At 46.7% G+C, this 13,397-nt stretch carries 11 protein-coding genes and 2 pseudogenes; 5 read left to right on the top strand and 8 right to left on the bottom strand.

The genetic code is table 11. The features are described 5' to 3' along the window. The first annotated feature begins 23 nt into the window (after positions 1 to 23). Positions 24 to 903, top strand: a pseudogene (locus tag L5L94_RS05135) (IS982 family transposase). Between the two features lie 67 nt (positions 904 to 970). Here the strand turns inward: L5L94_RS05135 and L5L94_RS05130 are convergent. Next, complete coding sequence (locus L5L94_RS05130) at positions 971 to 2,113, bottom strand: glucosaminidase domain-containing protein (RefSeq protein ID WP_263161649.1); 1,143 nt, start codon at positions 2,111 to 2,113, stop codon at positions 971 to 973. Between the two features lie 263 nt (positions 2,114 to 2,376). After that, positions 2,377 to 3,291 (bottom strand): LysR family transcriptional regulator, encoded by a 915-nt coding sequence (locus L5L94_RS05125; RefSeq protein ID WP_263161647.1) that lies wholly within the window; start codon positions 3,289 to 3,291, stop codon positions 2,377 to 2,379. 96 nt (positions 3,292 to 3,387) lie between these two features. On the opposite strand from L5L94_RS05125, the gene L5L94_RS05120 reads away from it, so the two are divergent. Next, positions 3,388 to 4,455, top strand: coding sequence for a tartrate dehydrogenase (locus L5L94_RS05120; protein WP_263161646.1), 1,068 nt, complete (start codon positions 3,388 to 3,390; stop codon positions 4,453 to 4,455). A 128-nt stretch (positions 4,456 to 4,583) separates the two neighbouring features. Here the strand turns inward: L5L94_RS05120 and L5L94_RS05115 are convergent, their stop codons facing one another. Continuing rightward, a complete protein-coding gene (locus L5L94_RS05115) occupies positions 4,584 to 5,042 on the bottom strand; it encodes a GNAT family N-acetyltransferase (RefSeq protein WP_028759274.1) in 459 nt (152 codons plus the stop codon). A 117-nt stretch (positions 5,043 to 5,159) separates the two neighbouring features. On the opposite strand from L5L94_RS05115, the gene L5L94_RS05110 reads away from it, so the two are divergent. Then, on the top strand, positions 5,160 to 6,623 hold the full coding sequence (locus L5L94_RS05110; RefSeq protein WP_263161643.1) for a PLP-dependent aminotransferase family protein: 1,464 nt from the start codon (positions 5,160 to 5,162) through the stop codon (positions 6,621 to 6,623). A gap of 9 nt (positions 6,624 to 6,632) precedes the next feature. Here L5L94_RS05110 and L5L94_RS05105 read toward each other — a convergent pair whose 3' ends face one another. From L5L94_RS05105 to L5L94_RS05095, 3 genes are all read right to left on the bottom strand, one after another. Beyond that, the gene (locus L5L94_RS05105; protein WP_113941155.1) at positions 6,633 to 7,016 is read right to left on the bottom strand and encodes an MAPEG family protein; all 384 of its coding nucleotides are present in this window, start codon (positions 7,014 to 7,016) and stop codon (positions 6,633 to 6,635) included. A gap of 106 nt (positions 7,017 to 7,122) precedes the next feature. Then, positions 7,123 to 7,518: a GNAT family N-acetyltransferase gene (locus L5L94_RS05100; protein WP_263161640.1), complete on the bottom strand. Its 396-nt coding sequence runs from the start codon at positions 7,516 to 7,518 to the stop codon at positions 7,123 to 7,125. 57 nt (positions 7,519 to 7,575) lie between these two features. Further along, positions 7,576 to 8,091 (bottom strand): AAA family ATPase, encoded by a 516-nt coding sequence (locus L5L94_RS05095; RefSeq protein ID WP_263161639.1) that lies wholly within the window; start codon positions 8,089 to 8,091, stop codon positions 7,576 to 7,578. A gap of 470 nt (positions 8,092 to 8,561) precedes the next feature. Here L5L94_RS05095 and L5L94_RS05090 point away from each other — a divergent pair, with 470 nt between their 5' ends. Together L5L94_RS05090 and L5L94_RS05085 are read left to right on the top strand one after the other, a co-directional pair. Beyond that, a complete protein-coding gene (locus L5L94_RS05090) occupies positions 8,562 to 9,680 on the top strand; it encodes a glycerol dehydrogenase (RefSeq protein WP_263161636.1) in 1,119 nt (372 codons plus the stop codon). Positions 9,681 to 9,904: 224 nt separating this feature from the next. Beyond that, positions 9,905 to 11,296: pseudogene (locus tag L5L94_RS05085) on the top strand (NAD-dependent succinate-semialdehyde dehydrogenase). Between the two features lie 62 nt (positions 11,297 to 11,358). On the opposite strand, the gene L5L94_RS05080 reads toward L5L94_RS05085, so the two are convergent. Both L5L94_RS05080 and L5L94_RS05075 read right to left on the bottom strand, forming a co-directional pair. Further along, complete coding sequence (locus L5L94_RS05080) at positions 11,359 to 12,186, bottom strand: cobalamin-binding protein (RefSeq protein ID WP_263161634.1); 828 nt, start codon at positions 12,184 to 12,186, stop codon at positions 11,359 to 11,361. Positions 12,187 to 12,262: 76 nt separating this feature from the next. Next, the gene (locus L5L94_RS05075; RefSeq protein ID WP_263161631.1) at positions 12,263 to 13,297 is read right to left on the bottom strand and encodes a DUF2235 domain-containing protein; all 1,035 of its coding nucleotides are present in this window, start codon (positions 13,295 to 13,297) and stop codon (positions 12,263 to 12,265) included. Positions 13,298 to 13,397: the final 100 nt, after the last annotated feature.

The raw sequence follows: 13,397 nt of genomic DNA, 5'->3' as shown, positions 1-13,397 counted from the left end.
AACCCCATCACACCGGAGGGCCTATGCATAAATTAGTGGAAGTGTTTTGCGATGTCGATGATTTTTGCGCTGTTTTCATTCCAGAATGGGAAAAAACGCTGTTAACCGATGGTACACGCAAGCGTCAACGCCCTGGCCGTATGACGATGAGCGAAGTGATGACCATCATCATACTTTTTCAGATGTCATTTCAAGAACTTCTACATCGGCTATCTGGCTCATTTCTACAAATCCGCTTTTCCCAATTTACTCAGCTATACCCGCTTTCTTGAGGTGATGCCCACTGCTTTAGTGCCGCTTTGCAGCTACTTTGCCAGTCTCAAGAGTGACCCCACTGGCATCGAATTTGTAGATTCAACCAGCATCAAAGTGTGTCATAACCTACGTATTCATTGCCATAAAACCTTGGCGGGGCTGGCGTGCAGAGGTAAAGGCACCATGGGTTGGTTCTATGGCTTTAAGCTGCATTTGATTGTGAATCATCAAGGCGGAATAGTGGCGGCCAAAGTGACCCCAGCTAATGTACATGACACAAAACCGGTGAATGAGATGGTGCACAGTGACATGAATAAACTCTATGCAGATAAAGGGTATATCAGTAAAGCGCTGTCCAGTGAATTGCTTGAGAAAGGCGTGAAGTTGGTGACGAACGTGCGTAAGAATATGAAAGCGAAGGCAATGTCGTTGTGGGATAGAGCGATGCTGTCGAGACGTTTTATCATAGAAACCATCAACGACCAGTTAAAAAATATCTCTCAAATAGAGCACTCAAGACACCGCAGCGTGCATGGTTTTATGCTCAATATGATTGCGGGACTCATCGCCTATCAATTGAAAGACAATAAGCCACAACTGAACCTCACTAACGCAGAGTTTAATGCTATTACAGTTATGGCTTGTTAAACCGATCTCAGGTTAATTAAAGTGCGCTTTATTCAGGCTAAGTGAAAATGGTTATTTTACCAATCACTTAGTTTGTTCTTGTTAATAGATGTAATGGTGCGTCATCACTTAAATAAATATCATCCACCAGATATAGCTTATTAGTACGGATCATCTGACGAATCGCCTCAACATAGGCGTGCCCACGCTCCGAATATCGGTCTAACGTCCCTGCAAGTGCAGAGCCTGTCACAGCTTGATTAGCTTGTCTTGATTGGGCACGAAAATCTCGCATCTTCTGATAAGCATTATGGGTATTCAAATTCAACAAATACCCTTCCACCGAAGCAAATGGTGTATCGAATCTTGCTAAACCATAATTGCCTAAACCTTGGCGCTTCTGCCTAGGTTCCATACCATTACCCTTGAAATCCCACTGCCCAAATAATGCATTACCTTCACGGGCAAATCGCGATGTGCCCCAACCGCTTTCTTTTGCCGCTTGAGCTAACACTAACGATGGCGGCAGGATATCCACCCTTTCAAGTAGCATTTGTCTTTGGGCTTCTAGCAGCGGTTTATCTTCACTGCTTATTACTTTGTACTTTACCCCTAAGGCTAATAACGCAATATCATCGAGGGGGGCAGACATAATGACCTGTCTTTCTTGCAAAATTTTCTCATTCGCCAATAAGACTAAAGGGGCAATCATCCTAAGAAACACCATTTTCTTTTGCTTCACCGGGAGTTGGCTTGACACTGAACTCCAGCCCTCACCCACGGCATCAAAGGTCAATCTAGGGACCGATTTATTACCATCACGAAAGCTTTCTGGCGTGTAATCAAGCGAGTCAAACAAGCCCATGAGTTCATCGAGAGAACTGATATTCAGACTCAGTTGTTTAGACTCTGGATTGTCGAAGGATGACTGCTCAAGCATTTTTGGGGATGAGAAATGTTCAGCAACCGTTGGATTGGCAACAGCACCTTGATTCGCTTGCACCAAGGAAGTCGTCATCAGTTTTGGCAAACTCTGCATATGATGCTGAGCACTCTGACTGGCAACTAAAGGATTGGAAGCCGTCTGTGACTGAAAACCAAGAGCATCAACTGGCAGCCTATTTGAAATCAGCTTAGTCACTAGCGTTTCTTGTACATACACCGAAGAGCATAAAACAGACAAAGCAATGAGTGCGAGCATAGCAACGGGAAGCTTAAACTTTATAAACATGGTATCTCTTTAACTGAGGTAAAACGGTAGCAATGGGATTAGCCAATACATCGGGGGCGTAAGGTAACAGTAAAAACCTGACAGTTTGCTTAATAGATATACAAAATGACCTATTACGATCATTTTTTAAGGAGAATAGGACGAGCGCCTTCTTGGCCGCCTCTTGACCCAATGTCAGCAATTAAATCCAACATCTTGATTTATTTAAACTCAATATAAAAATAGCGAGCGTTCACTCGCCCATAGAGATTGGCGAAATAAAATCAACTTATTCCAGTGCCAGCAAAACGAGGTAATGCCTCTTCAAGATAGGCAACGCAGGTGCGAAGTTTGGCAGACGTTTCTAATCGTGAGGCATAAATTACATGAATTTCAGCGGATTGATGATACTCGGGGAGTACTCTGACTAATGTGCCACTTAAGAAATCTTGCTGTAAATCCCAGATGGAGCGCAACATAATACCGTGGCCTTTAAGACACCACTGCTTAGCGACTGTGCCATTGTTGGTCATCAAGGAAGCCGCTAAATCAACCGAGGCTATGCCAGCCGCACTTTCCAATCGCCACACTCTATGGTTTTGATCGCGCTCGCGGATCCCTATGCACTTATGCTCGGCTAATGCCGCGAGATTGTTTGGCATGCCATGCGTGTCGATATAGGTCGGCGACACCACCAATACCCGATAATTACTCGCAAGACGCTTAGCAATCATTTGCGGTGGCAATTCGCCACCGACACGGATCTCCAGATCAAAACCTTCAGAGACCAGATCGACGGGGCGGTCGAGCAACTCTAAATCAACTTCTAATTCGGGATAGTGGAACACTAGGTCTGAAATAATCGGTGCAATACAGTGGCTGCCAAATCCTGTGCTAGTTGCGATACGTAATCGCCCCCGTGGCACTTGCTGCTCTAAGCTAATTTCAAGGCTCATTTGCTCCATGGTATCGAGCAAACGTTCGGACCATTCCAAGGCAATTTTGCCCTCTAAGGTGAGGCTGACACTTCTGGCAGAACGCAGAAACAAGCGCACTCCGAGCGCTTTTTCTAATAGGCCAATGCGTTTACTCACATACGCTGGAGAAAAAGATAATTGCTCCGCAGCGGCTGTAAATCCCCCGCTTGTTGCGGCGATAACAAAGACCCGTAAATCTTCAAGTGGTGGCAGTTGACTCACGATTCGTAATCCTTAACAAAACATTTAGCCTATTCATACACGATACGAATATGGAATAACATACAAAAAATACAGAATCCCCTATTGGAGTCGAAGATGTCTAAGGTAAAAATCGCCGTAATTGCCGGAGATGGCATAGGTACAGAAGTGATCCCCGAAGGGATACGCACACTCGAAGCCACAGGAAAAATCTTAGGTGTGACGTTTGAGTGGACCTATTTCGACTGGTCCTGTGAAACCTACCATAAAACCGGCCGCATGATGCCAGAGGATGGACTTGAGCAACTAAAATCCTTTGATGCCATCTACTTAGGCGCTGTTGGATTTCCAGGAGTTCCCGACCATATTTCACTCTGGGGATTGCTACTACCGATCCGCAGAGCCTTTGAGCAATACGTGAACCTTAGGCCTATTCGGTTATTTGAAGGCGTGCCCTGCCCACTCGCAGGCAAAAAGCCCGGCGATATCGATTTTTATGTAGTACGTGAAAACGTGGAAGGCGAATATTCCGCCGTCGGCGGCATTCAATATGAAGGCACTGAACATGAGATTGTCTCCCAGCAGAGCATTTTTACCCGTCGTGGCACAGATCGCATCTTAAAATATGCCTTCGATTTAGCCCAAAGCCGCAAAGCAAAGCACTTAACCTCGGCGACCAAATCCAATGGCATATTTCACTCTATGCCCTATTGGGATAGTCGCGTCGTGGAAATGGCAAAACAGTATCCCAATGTTAAGGTCGACCAATATCATATCGATATTCTGACGGCAAATTTTGTGCTGAAACCAGAGCATTTTGATGTGGTTGTTGGCTCAAATTTGTTTGGCGATATCCTGTCTGATCTTGGCCCTGCGTGCACTGGCACTATCGCCATTGCCCCTTCGGCGAACATCAATCCAAGCAAGGAATTTCCGTCGATGTTTGAGCCGGTACATGGTTCGGCGCCAGATATTGCAGGCCAAGGTATTGCCAATCCTTTAGGCACAATTTGGGCAGGCGCTATGATGATGCAACATTTAGGTTATGGCGCAATGCACGACCTGATACTCAGCGCGATAGAAAACGTATTGAAAGATAAGCAGTCTTTAACCCGCGATATGGGCGGAACGGCAAATACTTGGGAGCTGACCGATGCGGTGATCGCTGCGATTAGTCGCAATTAAAACGTGCATTAAAACCTAATGCTAAAAGCTCTTTAGCATTAGGATTGAAAGGGCGTTAGACTATCAAACCACTGATAATAAACGTATTAACAAGCTAGCCAGTTAATGTATTTATTAAAGTTCCCTCCTTACAGCGGCATTCTGTACTCAATGACTCCCGGTTTTTCACCAATCCAGTTATAGAGTTTTTGCGCGGTTAAATTAGTTTCCTGTGTATGCCAGTACAGGCGAGCGCAGTTGTGTTCAATGGCCGCTTGCTTTACATACTCAATCAATTGTTTTCCAACATGTTGACCCCTTGCCGTTGGGGCAACAAACAAGTCTTCAAGATAACAATAGTCCGTTTCGGCCCAAGTAGAACGATGAAAAACATAGTGTACAAAACCGAGTAAGTTTTGGCCCTCTCTTGCGACGGCGCAATAAATGGGTTCTTGGTCATCGAAAAATCGGCGCCACGTGGCTTGGGTGGTCGCTTCTGATAACGCCACTTTGTAAAAGGTCTGGTAATCACGCCAGTGTGGTAACCAGAGTGAATAGTCCGTTTCTTTAACCATATCAATGGTCACTGTTAGTGATTGGCTGGACATTAGCGCACTCCTTGAAATTAAGTAAATGGTCTCAGTTTTACTGAAGCAAGATTCTAGATTCAATTGTGGTACCGCATAAGGTACACTTTTTGCATTTTTAACAGTACCAGTTAGCAAATGAAAAAACCTCAATCCAATTTCCCTCACTTGCAACTCAAAGATGGCATCCTCAAAGATCAGCTTTATCATGCGTTTAGAGAGGCCATTCTTGATGGACGTTTACACCCGCGAATGAAGCTCCCATCCAGCAGAGCCTTGTCGGAAACCATGCAGATTTCACGTAACTCAGTACTACAAGGGTTTGAGCGCCTGATTGATGAAGGCTATCTGCTGACTAAACCGGGATCGGGCACTTATGTGTCAGATACCATTCCCGATGAATTGATCGATATTCCAAACCGTGCCAGAGAAAGCGCTCAAGCCTTTGATTCCGAATTAGAAATTAATCCACAGTTAATAGAAATGGCGCAATTGAAAGCGAAGGGGAATACGGACAACAGCCATAGCATGTTTAATATTGGCGTCGGATGTGTCGATCTTTTCCCGCACCAACTTTGGGGGCGGCTGTTAGGCCGAGTTTGGCGGCAATCGCGTAAAACCTTATATAAATCAAACCATAGCGCAGGGTATTTGCCGTTGCGTGAGGCGATAAGTGACTATGCGCGTTCGACCCGCGGCCTCAATTGCACACCTGAGCAGATCATCATAGTCAATGGAACTCAGCAGGCCATTAACCTCACAGCGCAGGTACTACTCCAACAGGGAGATGAAGTCTGGCTTGATGAACCTGGGTATGACGGGGCTTTAGGCGCTTTTCTCTCGCAAAATATGCGAGTTCGTCCTGTGAGTGTTGATGATGAGGGCACAAATATTGCCGATGCGATACAGCGGTGGCCCGCAGTGAAACTGGCTTTTACCGCGCCCTCACACCAATTTCCCCTCGGCGGTATGCTAAGTCTGCCACGACGATTGGCCTTACTCGATTGGGCCGCTGAGCAGAGTAAATGGATTTTAGAAGATGACTATAATAGCGAGTTTCGTTATAGCGCCCGTCCGATACAGGCATTACAGGGGCTCGATAAACATCAAAGAGTGATCTACGCTGGCACCTTTTCCAAGATGCTGCTGCCCGAATTACGACTCGGCTTTTTAGTGGTGCCCGCTAAACTGGTACAGGCTTTCCAACTAGCAAAGCATTACGCCGATACGCACACGGCTCACCTAGAGCAAGCAACATTAGCGTTGTTTATCGCCGAAGGACATTATGCGCGACATGTTCGCCGAGTGAGAAAAGCCTGCTTAGCGCGCCAAACGGCGTTAATCGCGGCAATTGAGCAGTATCTGCCCGACAAATTGTCCGTTCAAACCTCTGACTCAGGTATTCACCTCGTGTGTTGGCTGAAGGGCGACTTGACCGAAGAGGAAGTGATCAACAAATGCCGCCAAATACGTTTGGGGGCACAGCCTTTGTCTCGATATTGCCAAGCGCCCTATCCAAGGCAAGCTATCTTACTGGGCTATGCCGCTCATACGCCTGATGATCTGCGGGAAAGTATCAAAAAACTGGCGCAGATCCTTTAATATCCAAGCTTAAAAAGCCTGAAAGAAAATCCCGAAAGCACTGAAGATGGCAACAAACCATGTGAGGGATCTTAAGGTGCCTTTGTTGGCAAGATAGAGGATGTGATACACAAAGCGGGCGCCGACATGGACGATTGCGAGCCACTCAGTGGTGGGATTTACTTTGCCGGTAGCAATCACCACTAATACGGCTAGGCCAAACACCAGCAATGATTCAAAGGCATTTTGATGTCCCGCTAAAGCGCGAGCGCCAAAACCGGTTAGCTGTGCTTGCTGAGCACGGGGATGATTATTATCGTAACCACCCGCCTTTGCCATTGCCCAAGCCACTGGACCTTTCGCAAGATATGGCAATAACATGGCGACAAATAAGCAAATAAGTAAGGTATTCATGGGGTAATCTTCCTTTGATTGTTGTTTTGAGCTCTACTGTTTGAGCTCTACTGTTTGAGTTCTACTGCTACATGTGCCTAAGTTACAAGTGTATTGGTTAGCGGCGTTATTTCACCATATACATGCCTTCACTTGCGGGACGACTAAATTTAAAGCCAAACTTTTCATAGAGTTCAGGCACATCCGCCATCAGGGTAATATACGCGCCCTCAAAAGCCTCACGATCTAAATAAGCCATGATGTGCTGCATAATAAGCCGCCCTAATCCCTTACCTTGATGCTCAGGATCCACTGCAATATCGACAATTTCGAAGTTGAGCGCGCCGTCACCAACCACACGCCCCATACCCACAGTCTGTTCGGCGAGCTTTATTTGCACGCCATATAAACTCCTTGGCAAAGCCTTAATCGCGCCCTCCAATGGTCTAGGGCTTAAGCCAGAAATCTGTCGTAGGCGAACAAAATCATTGGCAGAAGCAACGCCTTCAAGCACTTGGTACATGATATTTCCTATTGTTTTATTCAGTCACTTGCTTTCAGTCACTTGGCTTTCAACTATTTAGCTTTCTATCATCTCAAGCTCAAAGCCTTCATCCAGAGTCGGCGGCTGAAAATAACCACTCACATGCCAGAACATAGCCTCAGTATCGAACATGGCGCGCTCAGGGTGGCTTTGTCTGCGTTTATCGAGTTGACTCAAACAAAGCGCATCGCTGTGATTAAGATAAATAAGTTTATGGGCGGCGCAATCAGTAAAAATGCTTCGAAACCACAGGCGCTGATTGATAGTATTCGCGGGAAAGTCCATGACCACAGAAACACCCGAACAGAGCAGTTCCTGCACATGCTTTTTAAGCAAAGGCTTAAGGCGAGCGGAATAGCTCAAGTAAGTATCAAAATCTTTAATTTCATCGGGGTATAGCGCCGCCAGCCATGCGTCTTCCGAGATTAAAATACAGTTTTCGGCCTCAGAAAGTTGTCGCGATAAGGTTGATTTACCTGAGCCCATTTTGCCACAAAAGAATATTAACGTACCTTTACTGACCAATTGTCCTAACGCATTCTGCTGTGTCATCTTCACTCCTTGATTACTGGTCTTTTATCTCAGCCGACGATTTCACTCGCTATGACACCAATGAACGACTGTACAGAGCATCACATAAAGCATGAACACCGAGCAAGACTTGGGACGAGTTTAAGGTAATAAAATCCCATTAGATTAATGACTATCCTGTGTTTAGACAGCAGACGTTTACCGTTATTCGCACAATCCACCGTTAGCTTTTTTGAGATCTGACATCTCTTCGCCCGCTTAGATCGCCTCGCTCTCTGAGCCCTATCCTTGCCTTAAATCAGGGAAAAACCAAAGCATTTAACTCGAATAATAAAACAATAAACCACATTATTAATCTAATAATTAAGCACTAAAGTAGTAATTTACGCTTAGCAATAAAAACATTGCCACCATTCATGCTATGACATTAATTTAGGCGTATGCTAGGGTAAGAATGAAAGGATAACCGTCATAAGTGCAAAGGAGGCTCTATGAGCACTGTCGTTCCACGTACCGTCACTTCCCCTAAAAAATTCATTATCGGCAAGGGCCTATTAGCTCAAATGCATGATTATGTTAAGGACTTTGGTGACAATGCTTTTATCATCTGCGATGAATTTATCCTCAGCCGCGTGAAGAATGAAGCGGTCGCTGGGCTAGATCAAAATGGGATCAGCAGCCACCTCGAAAAATTCAACTATGAGTGCAGCGAAGCCGAGATAAAGCGCTTAGGCGCGCTGGCAGAACAGCATCATACCAACGTTATTGTTGGAGTTGGCGGTGGAAAAACCTTAGATGCCGCCAAAGCCGTCGCCTTCTATCAAAAACGGCCTGTCATCTTGTACCCCACAATTGCCTCAACCGATGCGCCTTGTACTGCACTTGCAGTGATCTACTCCGAAACAGGTGAGTTTGAACGCTATCTGTTTCTGCCACAGAACCCAGATGCTGTCGTTGCCGACACTGCCATTATCGCCGCGGCTCCGGCCCGATTTTTTGCGGCAGGCATAGGCGATGCACTGGCAACCTATTTTGAAGCTCGTGCCTGCTATCAATCGGATGGCGTCAACCTAGTCCTGAAAAAGCCTTCCCGCACAGGGCTGGGATTGGCCCAACTTTGTTATCAGTTACTGACTGAAAATGTTGAAGCTGCTATGGACGCCGTTAAAAACAAAATAGTCACACCTGCGCTAGAGCAAACCATTGAAGCCACCATCTATCTCAGTGGTGTTGGTGCAGAAGCAGGCGGGTTAGCCGCCGCCCATGCCGTAAACAATGGTATGTCAGCGGTGGCAGACTTACATAAAGCTCAGCACGGCGAGAAAGTCGTCTTTGGGCTGCTAACTCAGCTCGTGCTCGAAAATGCCCCCAAAGCCGAAATCGATAACGTTATCCGTATTATCAAAACGGCAGGACTGCCGCTCACACTCGCAGATTTAGGGCTGAAAACCTTTATCGAGGCCGAGTGGCGCAAAGTGGCTGAGATAGCCTGTGCTGAGGGCGATACTATGGGCAATATGCCGATGAAATTAACCGCAGATGATGTCTATCAAGCCATCATAGCCGCCAATGCCATGGCTGAACGCTATAAAACAGCTGAAGCTTGTTAACCGTAACAATATGACGTGTACTCCGTAGATGGCAACCATCTATCAATTTGATTTAATTGATTAATACTACTGAGATAGTTCCTACTACCACACGAGTTTACCGTTCATCCTAGGCTTCCTTGCCACATATCAATGGTAAGGGAGCCCACAACAAACAAGACATTTCCACCCTCGATGCCAAAGCTGGCATTTACGCTCTATTTGTTAAACGCTTGGAGGCACATATGGCTTATGCAACAACCAATCCCTTTACGGGAAAGCTCATTAAAGAATTTCCAAATGCAACAGATACCGAAGTCACACAGGCGATAGAATCCGCCCATCAGGCATTTTTAAGCTGGCGAACCACTCCCTTTGCCGACAAGGCCGCAATACTGTCTAAGGCAGCGAAGATCCTCAGAGACAACAAGTCCAAATACGCCAATCTACTGACCTTAGAAATGGGCAAGGTCACAGCAGAAGCCGAAGCTGAAGTCGAACTGTCGGCGCAAATTTTCGAATACTACGCCGAACATGCCGAGCGACTGCTGGCACCGCAAAAACTGCTGGTTGCCGATCCCGCCGAAGGTGAAGCAATACTGGTTAACGAACCGCTGGGCGTATTATTGGCTATCGAACCTTAGAACTTTCCCTACTACCAAATTGCGCGCATCTTAGCGCCGCAGCTTGCAGCCGGAAATACCTTACTACTCAAACATGCATCCAACGTGCCCCAGTGCGCAGCGGCCTTTGAAGGCTTAATGCGCGATGCCGGACTGCCCTCAGGTACATTCCAAAATCTGTATGCCACACGAGAGCAGATAGAACAGATCATCAATTCGCCCAAAGTGCATGGTGTTGCGCTCACGGGATCAGAAGATGCGGGATCGATCATTGCCGCTCTGGCGGGTAAGGCACTGAAAAAATCCACCCTAGAACTGGGTGGCGCAGATGCCTTTATCGTACTTGAAGATGCCGATCTGCCTAAAACTATCGACTGGGCTGTGTTTGGCCGTCACTGGAACGCGGGGCAGGTCTGTACATCATCTAAGCGGATGATCTTAGTTGAAGCCATTTACGATGAATTTATGGAGGGCTATATCAAGGGGATTGAAGCGCTAAAAGCAGGCGATCCTATGGACTCGGCCACTACGCTGGCGCCACTGTCTTCCCAAGGCGCAGCCGATGAGCTAAAGCAGAAAATCCGTGATGCCGTAAAACACGGCGCAACCGCGACCGAAGTGGGGCCTAAAGTGCCGCAGCAAGGCGCCTTTGTGCAGCCAACAATACTAACAAACTTGACGCCAGATAACCCAGCCTACTATTGGGAATTCTTCGGTCCAGTGTCCAGTATCCACAGGGTGAAAGATGAGCAAGCGGCGATTGCCATCGCCAATGACTCGCCCTTTGGATTGGGTGGCTCAGTGTTTACCGCCGATACCCAACGCGGGCTGGCGGTCGCTAAGCAGGTTTCCACAGGCATGATGTTTGTTAATCATCCGACTATGGTCAAGGCCGACTTACCCTTTGGTGGCGTACGTCGCTCAGGTTATGGCCGCGAGTTGATTGATTTAGGATTGAAAGAGTTTGTAAACCACAAGCTTATTAATGTGGTCGACATCAACGCGCCTTTCTAAACGCTTAGAAAATAGCAACATCTGACTAAACGCCTGACGGAATAATCTGTCAGGCGTTTTATTTAACGTGCTTTATCCAAGGCATCACATAAGGCTTGAACGCCGAGTAAAGCTCTGGGCGTCGCGCGATGTAATAAATCGGCATTGAGTTGATAAATATGCTGTTTCTTCACGGCAGGAATTTCTGGCCATTGGCGCCAATCAACCCCTTTCACATTACCTTCTTCCCCACTTTGCAAAATCACCTCGGGCAAGGTCAGCAAGACGTTTTCTAAACTGACTTGCGGATAATCACTGGCGGCATCGTAAAACACATTTTGTCCATGGCACACACTGATGATCTGTTGGATCCAACTGTTTTTAGAGACTGTCATCAAGGGGGTCGACCAGAGTTGATAGAATACCTTAGGTTCTGATTTTTTAGCATTTTCAACCCGCAATCGGATAAGTTCAGCGCGATAAGCGGCCGCAGCCTTGCTTGCTTCTTCAACATGCCCCGTAAGTTGGCCTAACTCTTCAAGCTCCTTGGCGACGCCTTCTAAGGTTTTAGGATCGCTACCATAAAGGTTAAATCCTAACGTCCTAAGCTGGTTGATATCTTCGGCTTTATTACCCGAATCCCACACCACAATCAGATCGGGATTAAGCTCCATCACCCGCTCCATTTGAATGCCATAGTAACCGCCAATACGCGGGATATTTTTTGCCGCCTCGGGATAATCCGCATAATCGGTTGCGGCCACAATCGTATCGCCCGCACCTATGGCGTAAAGCATTTCCACCGCATGGGGCGAGAGCGCAATAATGCGTTTAGCGGGCTGCGCCAATACGCTATGGGGAAGAAATAGACTGAGCCCCAAAAAGAGTCCAGCTAAGTGTCGCTTAATCATGATATGCCTTAGTATTTATCCCCAAACCGCCTGAAGATGCAGGCGTAGTCTCTTCAGGTCACTTGGGGTTATAGAGTTAAACTAGCTGCTCTGGCCAGCCATAGTGTTCGATATAAGTTTGTAGATTCTTCGGGCGATACTGAGGATCTTGATCCCAGCGGGCCTTCACCGAATGATGCAAAAGTACTGGGACTTGCTCAGGGTCGAGTGGTCGTAAATATTCCTGTTTTATCCGATAAAAACTGCGTCTCGAGTTATGTAAGGTCGCGAGCGGATTTGGATGCACACTCGCGGCTAAGTGTGGCTCTAGGCTTAAATTAAATTTCTGCGCCTCGGATATCATCCACAACAGTGCAATATCCGACAACAATGAACCGTCTTTATCGGGTTTATAACTGCCGCCAATATTGCTATGGGCGCCCGCAAACCACACTTGCTGCATGTCCATATTGTCGCGTAGTTGCCAAATAGTCGGCTCAAAATCACTGCGGTGTTCATCTATGGCTAAGGCATGGCGGGCAACGCGCACATTGCGGCCAATTTTAGTGTCGTAAAACTCGTCTTTATCTTCGAACAAGCCTAAAAATGAAATAGGGATCCCCATAGCACCCACGGTATCCCACACACCAACAAACTTGATTTCCCGTGATTCATGACTGTATTTAGCTCTAAATTCGAGGGATTTTTCACCATCAGGCGCAAAGGGCGCACTGCTTTTTTTATAGTGATCGAAAGCTTGTTGAATCAACGCCGCATCGGGGCGTTTAAGTATGCCGCAGTTATTAATCAAGCCACACAAACAACGCACAGTGTAAGCACCACGGCTAAAACCAAAGAGATAAATCTCATCGCCAGGGGAATAGTTTTGCACTATATAGCGATACCCATCCATGATGTTTTTATGCAAACCGCGCCCTGTCGCACCACCGATGGTTTGATCGTAATAGGAACCCACGCCCCAATCATAAAATACCTGCTGGGGTTTGCCATCAGCCGCTATCGGGCTGATAGCACGCGCGAGGCGCAGCACATTGGTTGGGAAATCGACCTTAAGATCTTTCTCGGGCCGATTCCAAGTCCCATCGGCACAAATCACGATACGCTTATTCATAGGATCATCCTTGAGAACGCTTTGAACACTGAACGGCTAGAGGCTAACCCATAGTCACTAACAACAAATTGTCGCTAGTTGCTAATAGGCAGTTAATAGT

This window comes from Shewanella sp. SM21, from assembly GCF_025654335.1.
In the GTDB taxonomy this organism is placed as follows: Bacteria; Pseudomonadota; Gammaproteobacteria; order Enterobacterales; family Shewanellaceae; genus Shewanella; species Shewanella oncorhynchi.
This window is presented reverse-complemented; position numbering and strand designations above follow the sequence as displayed.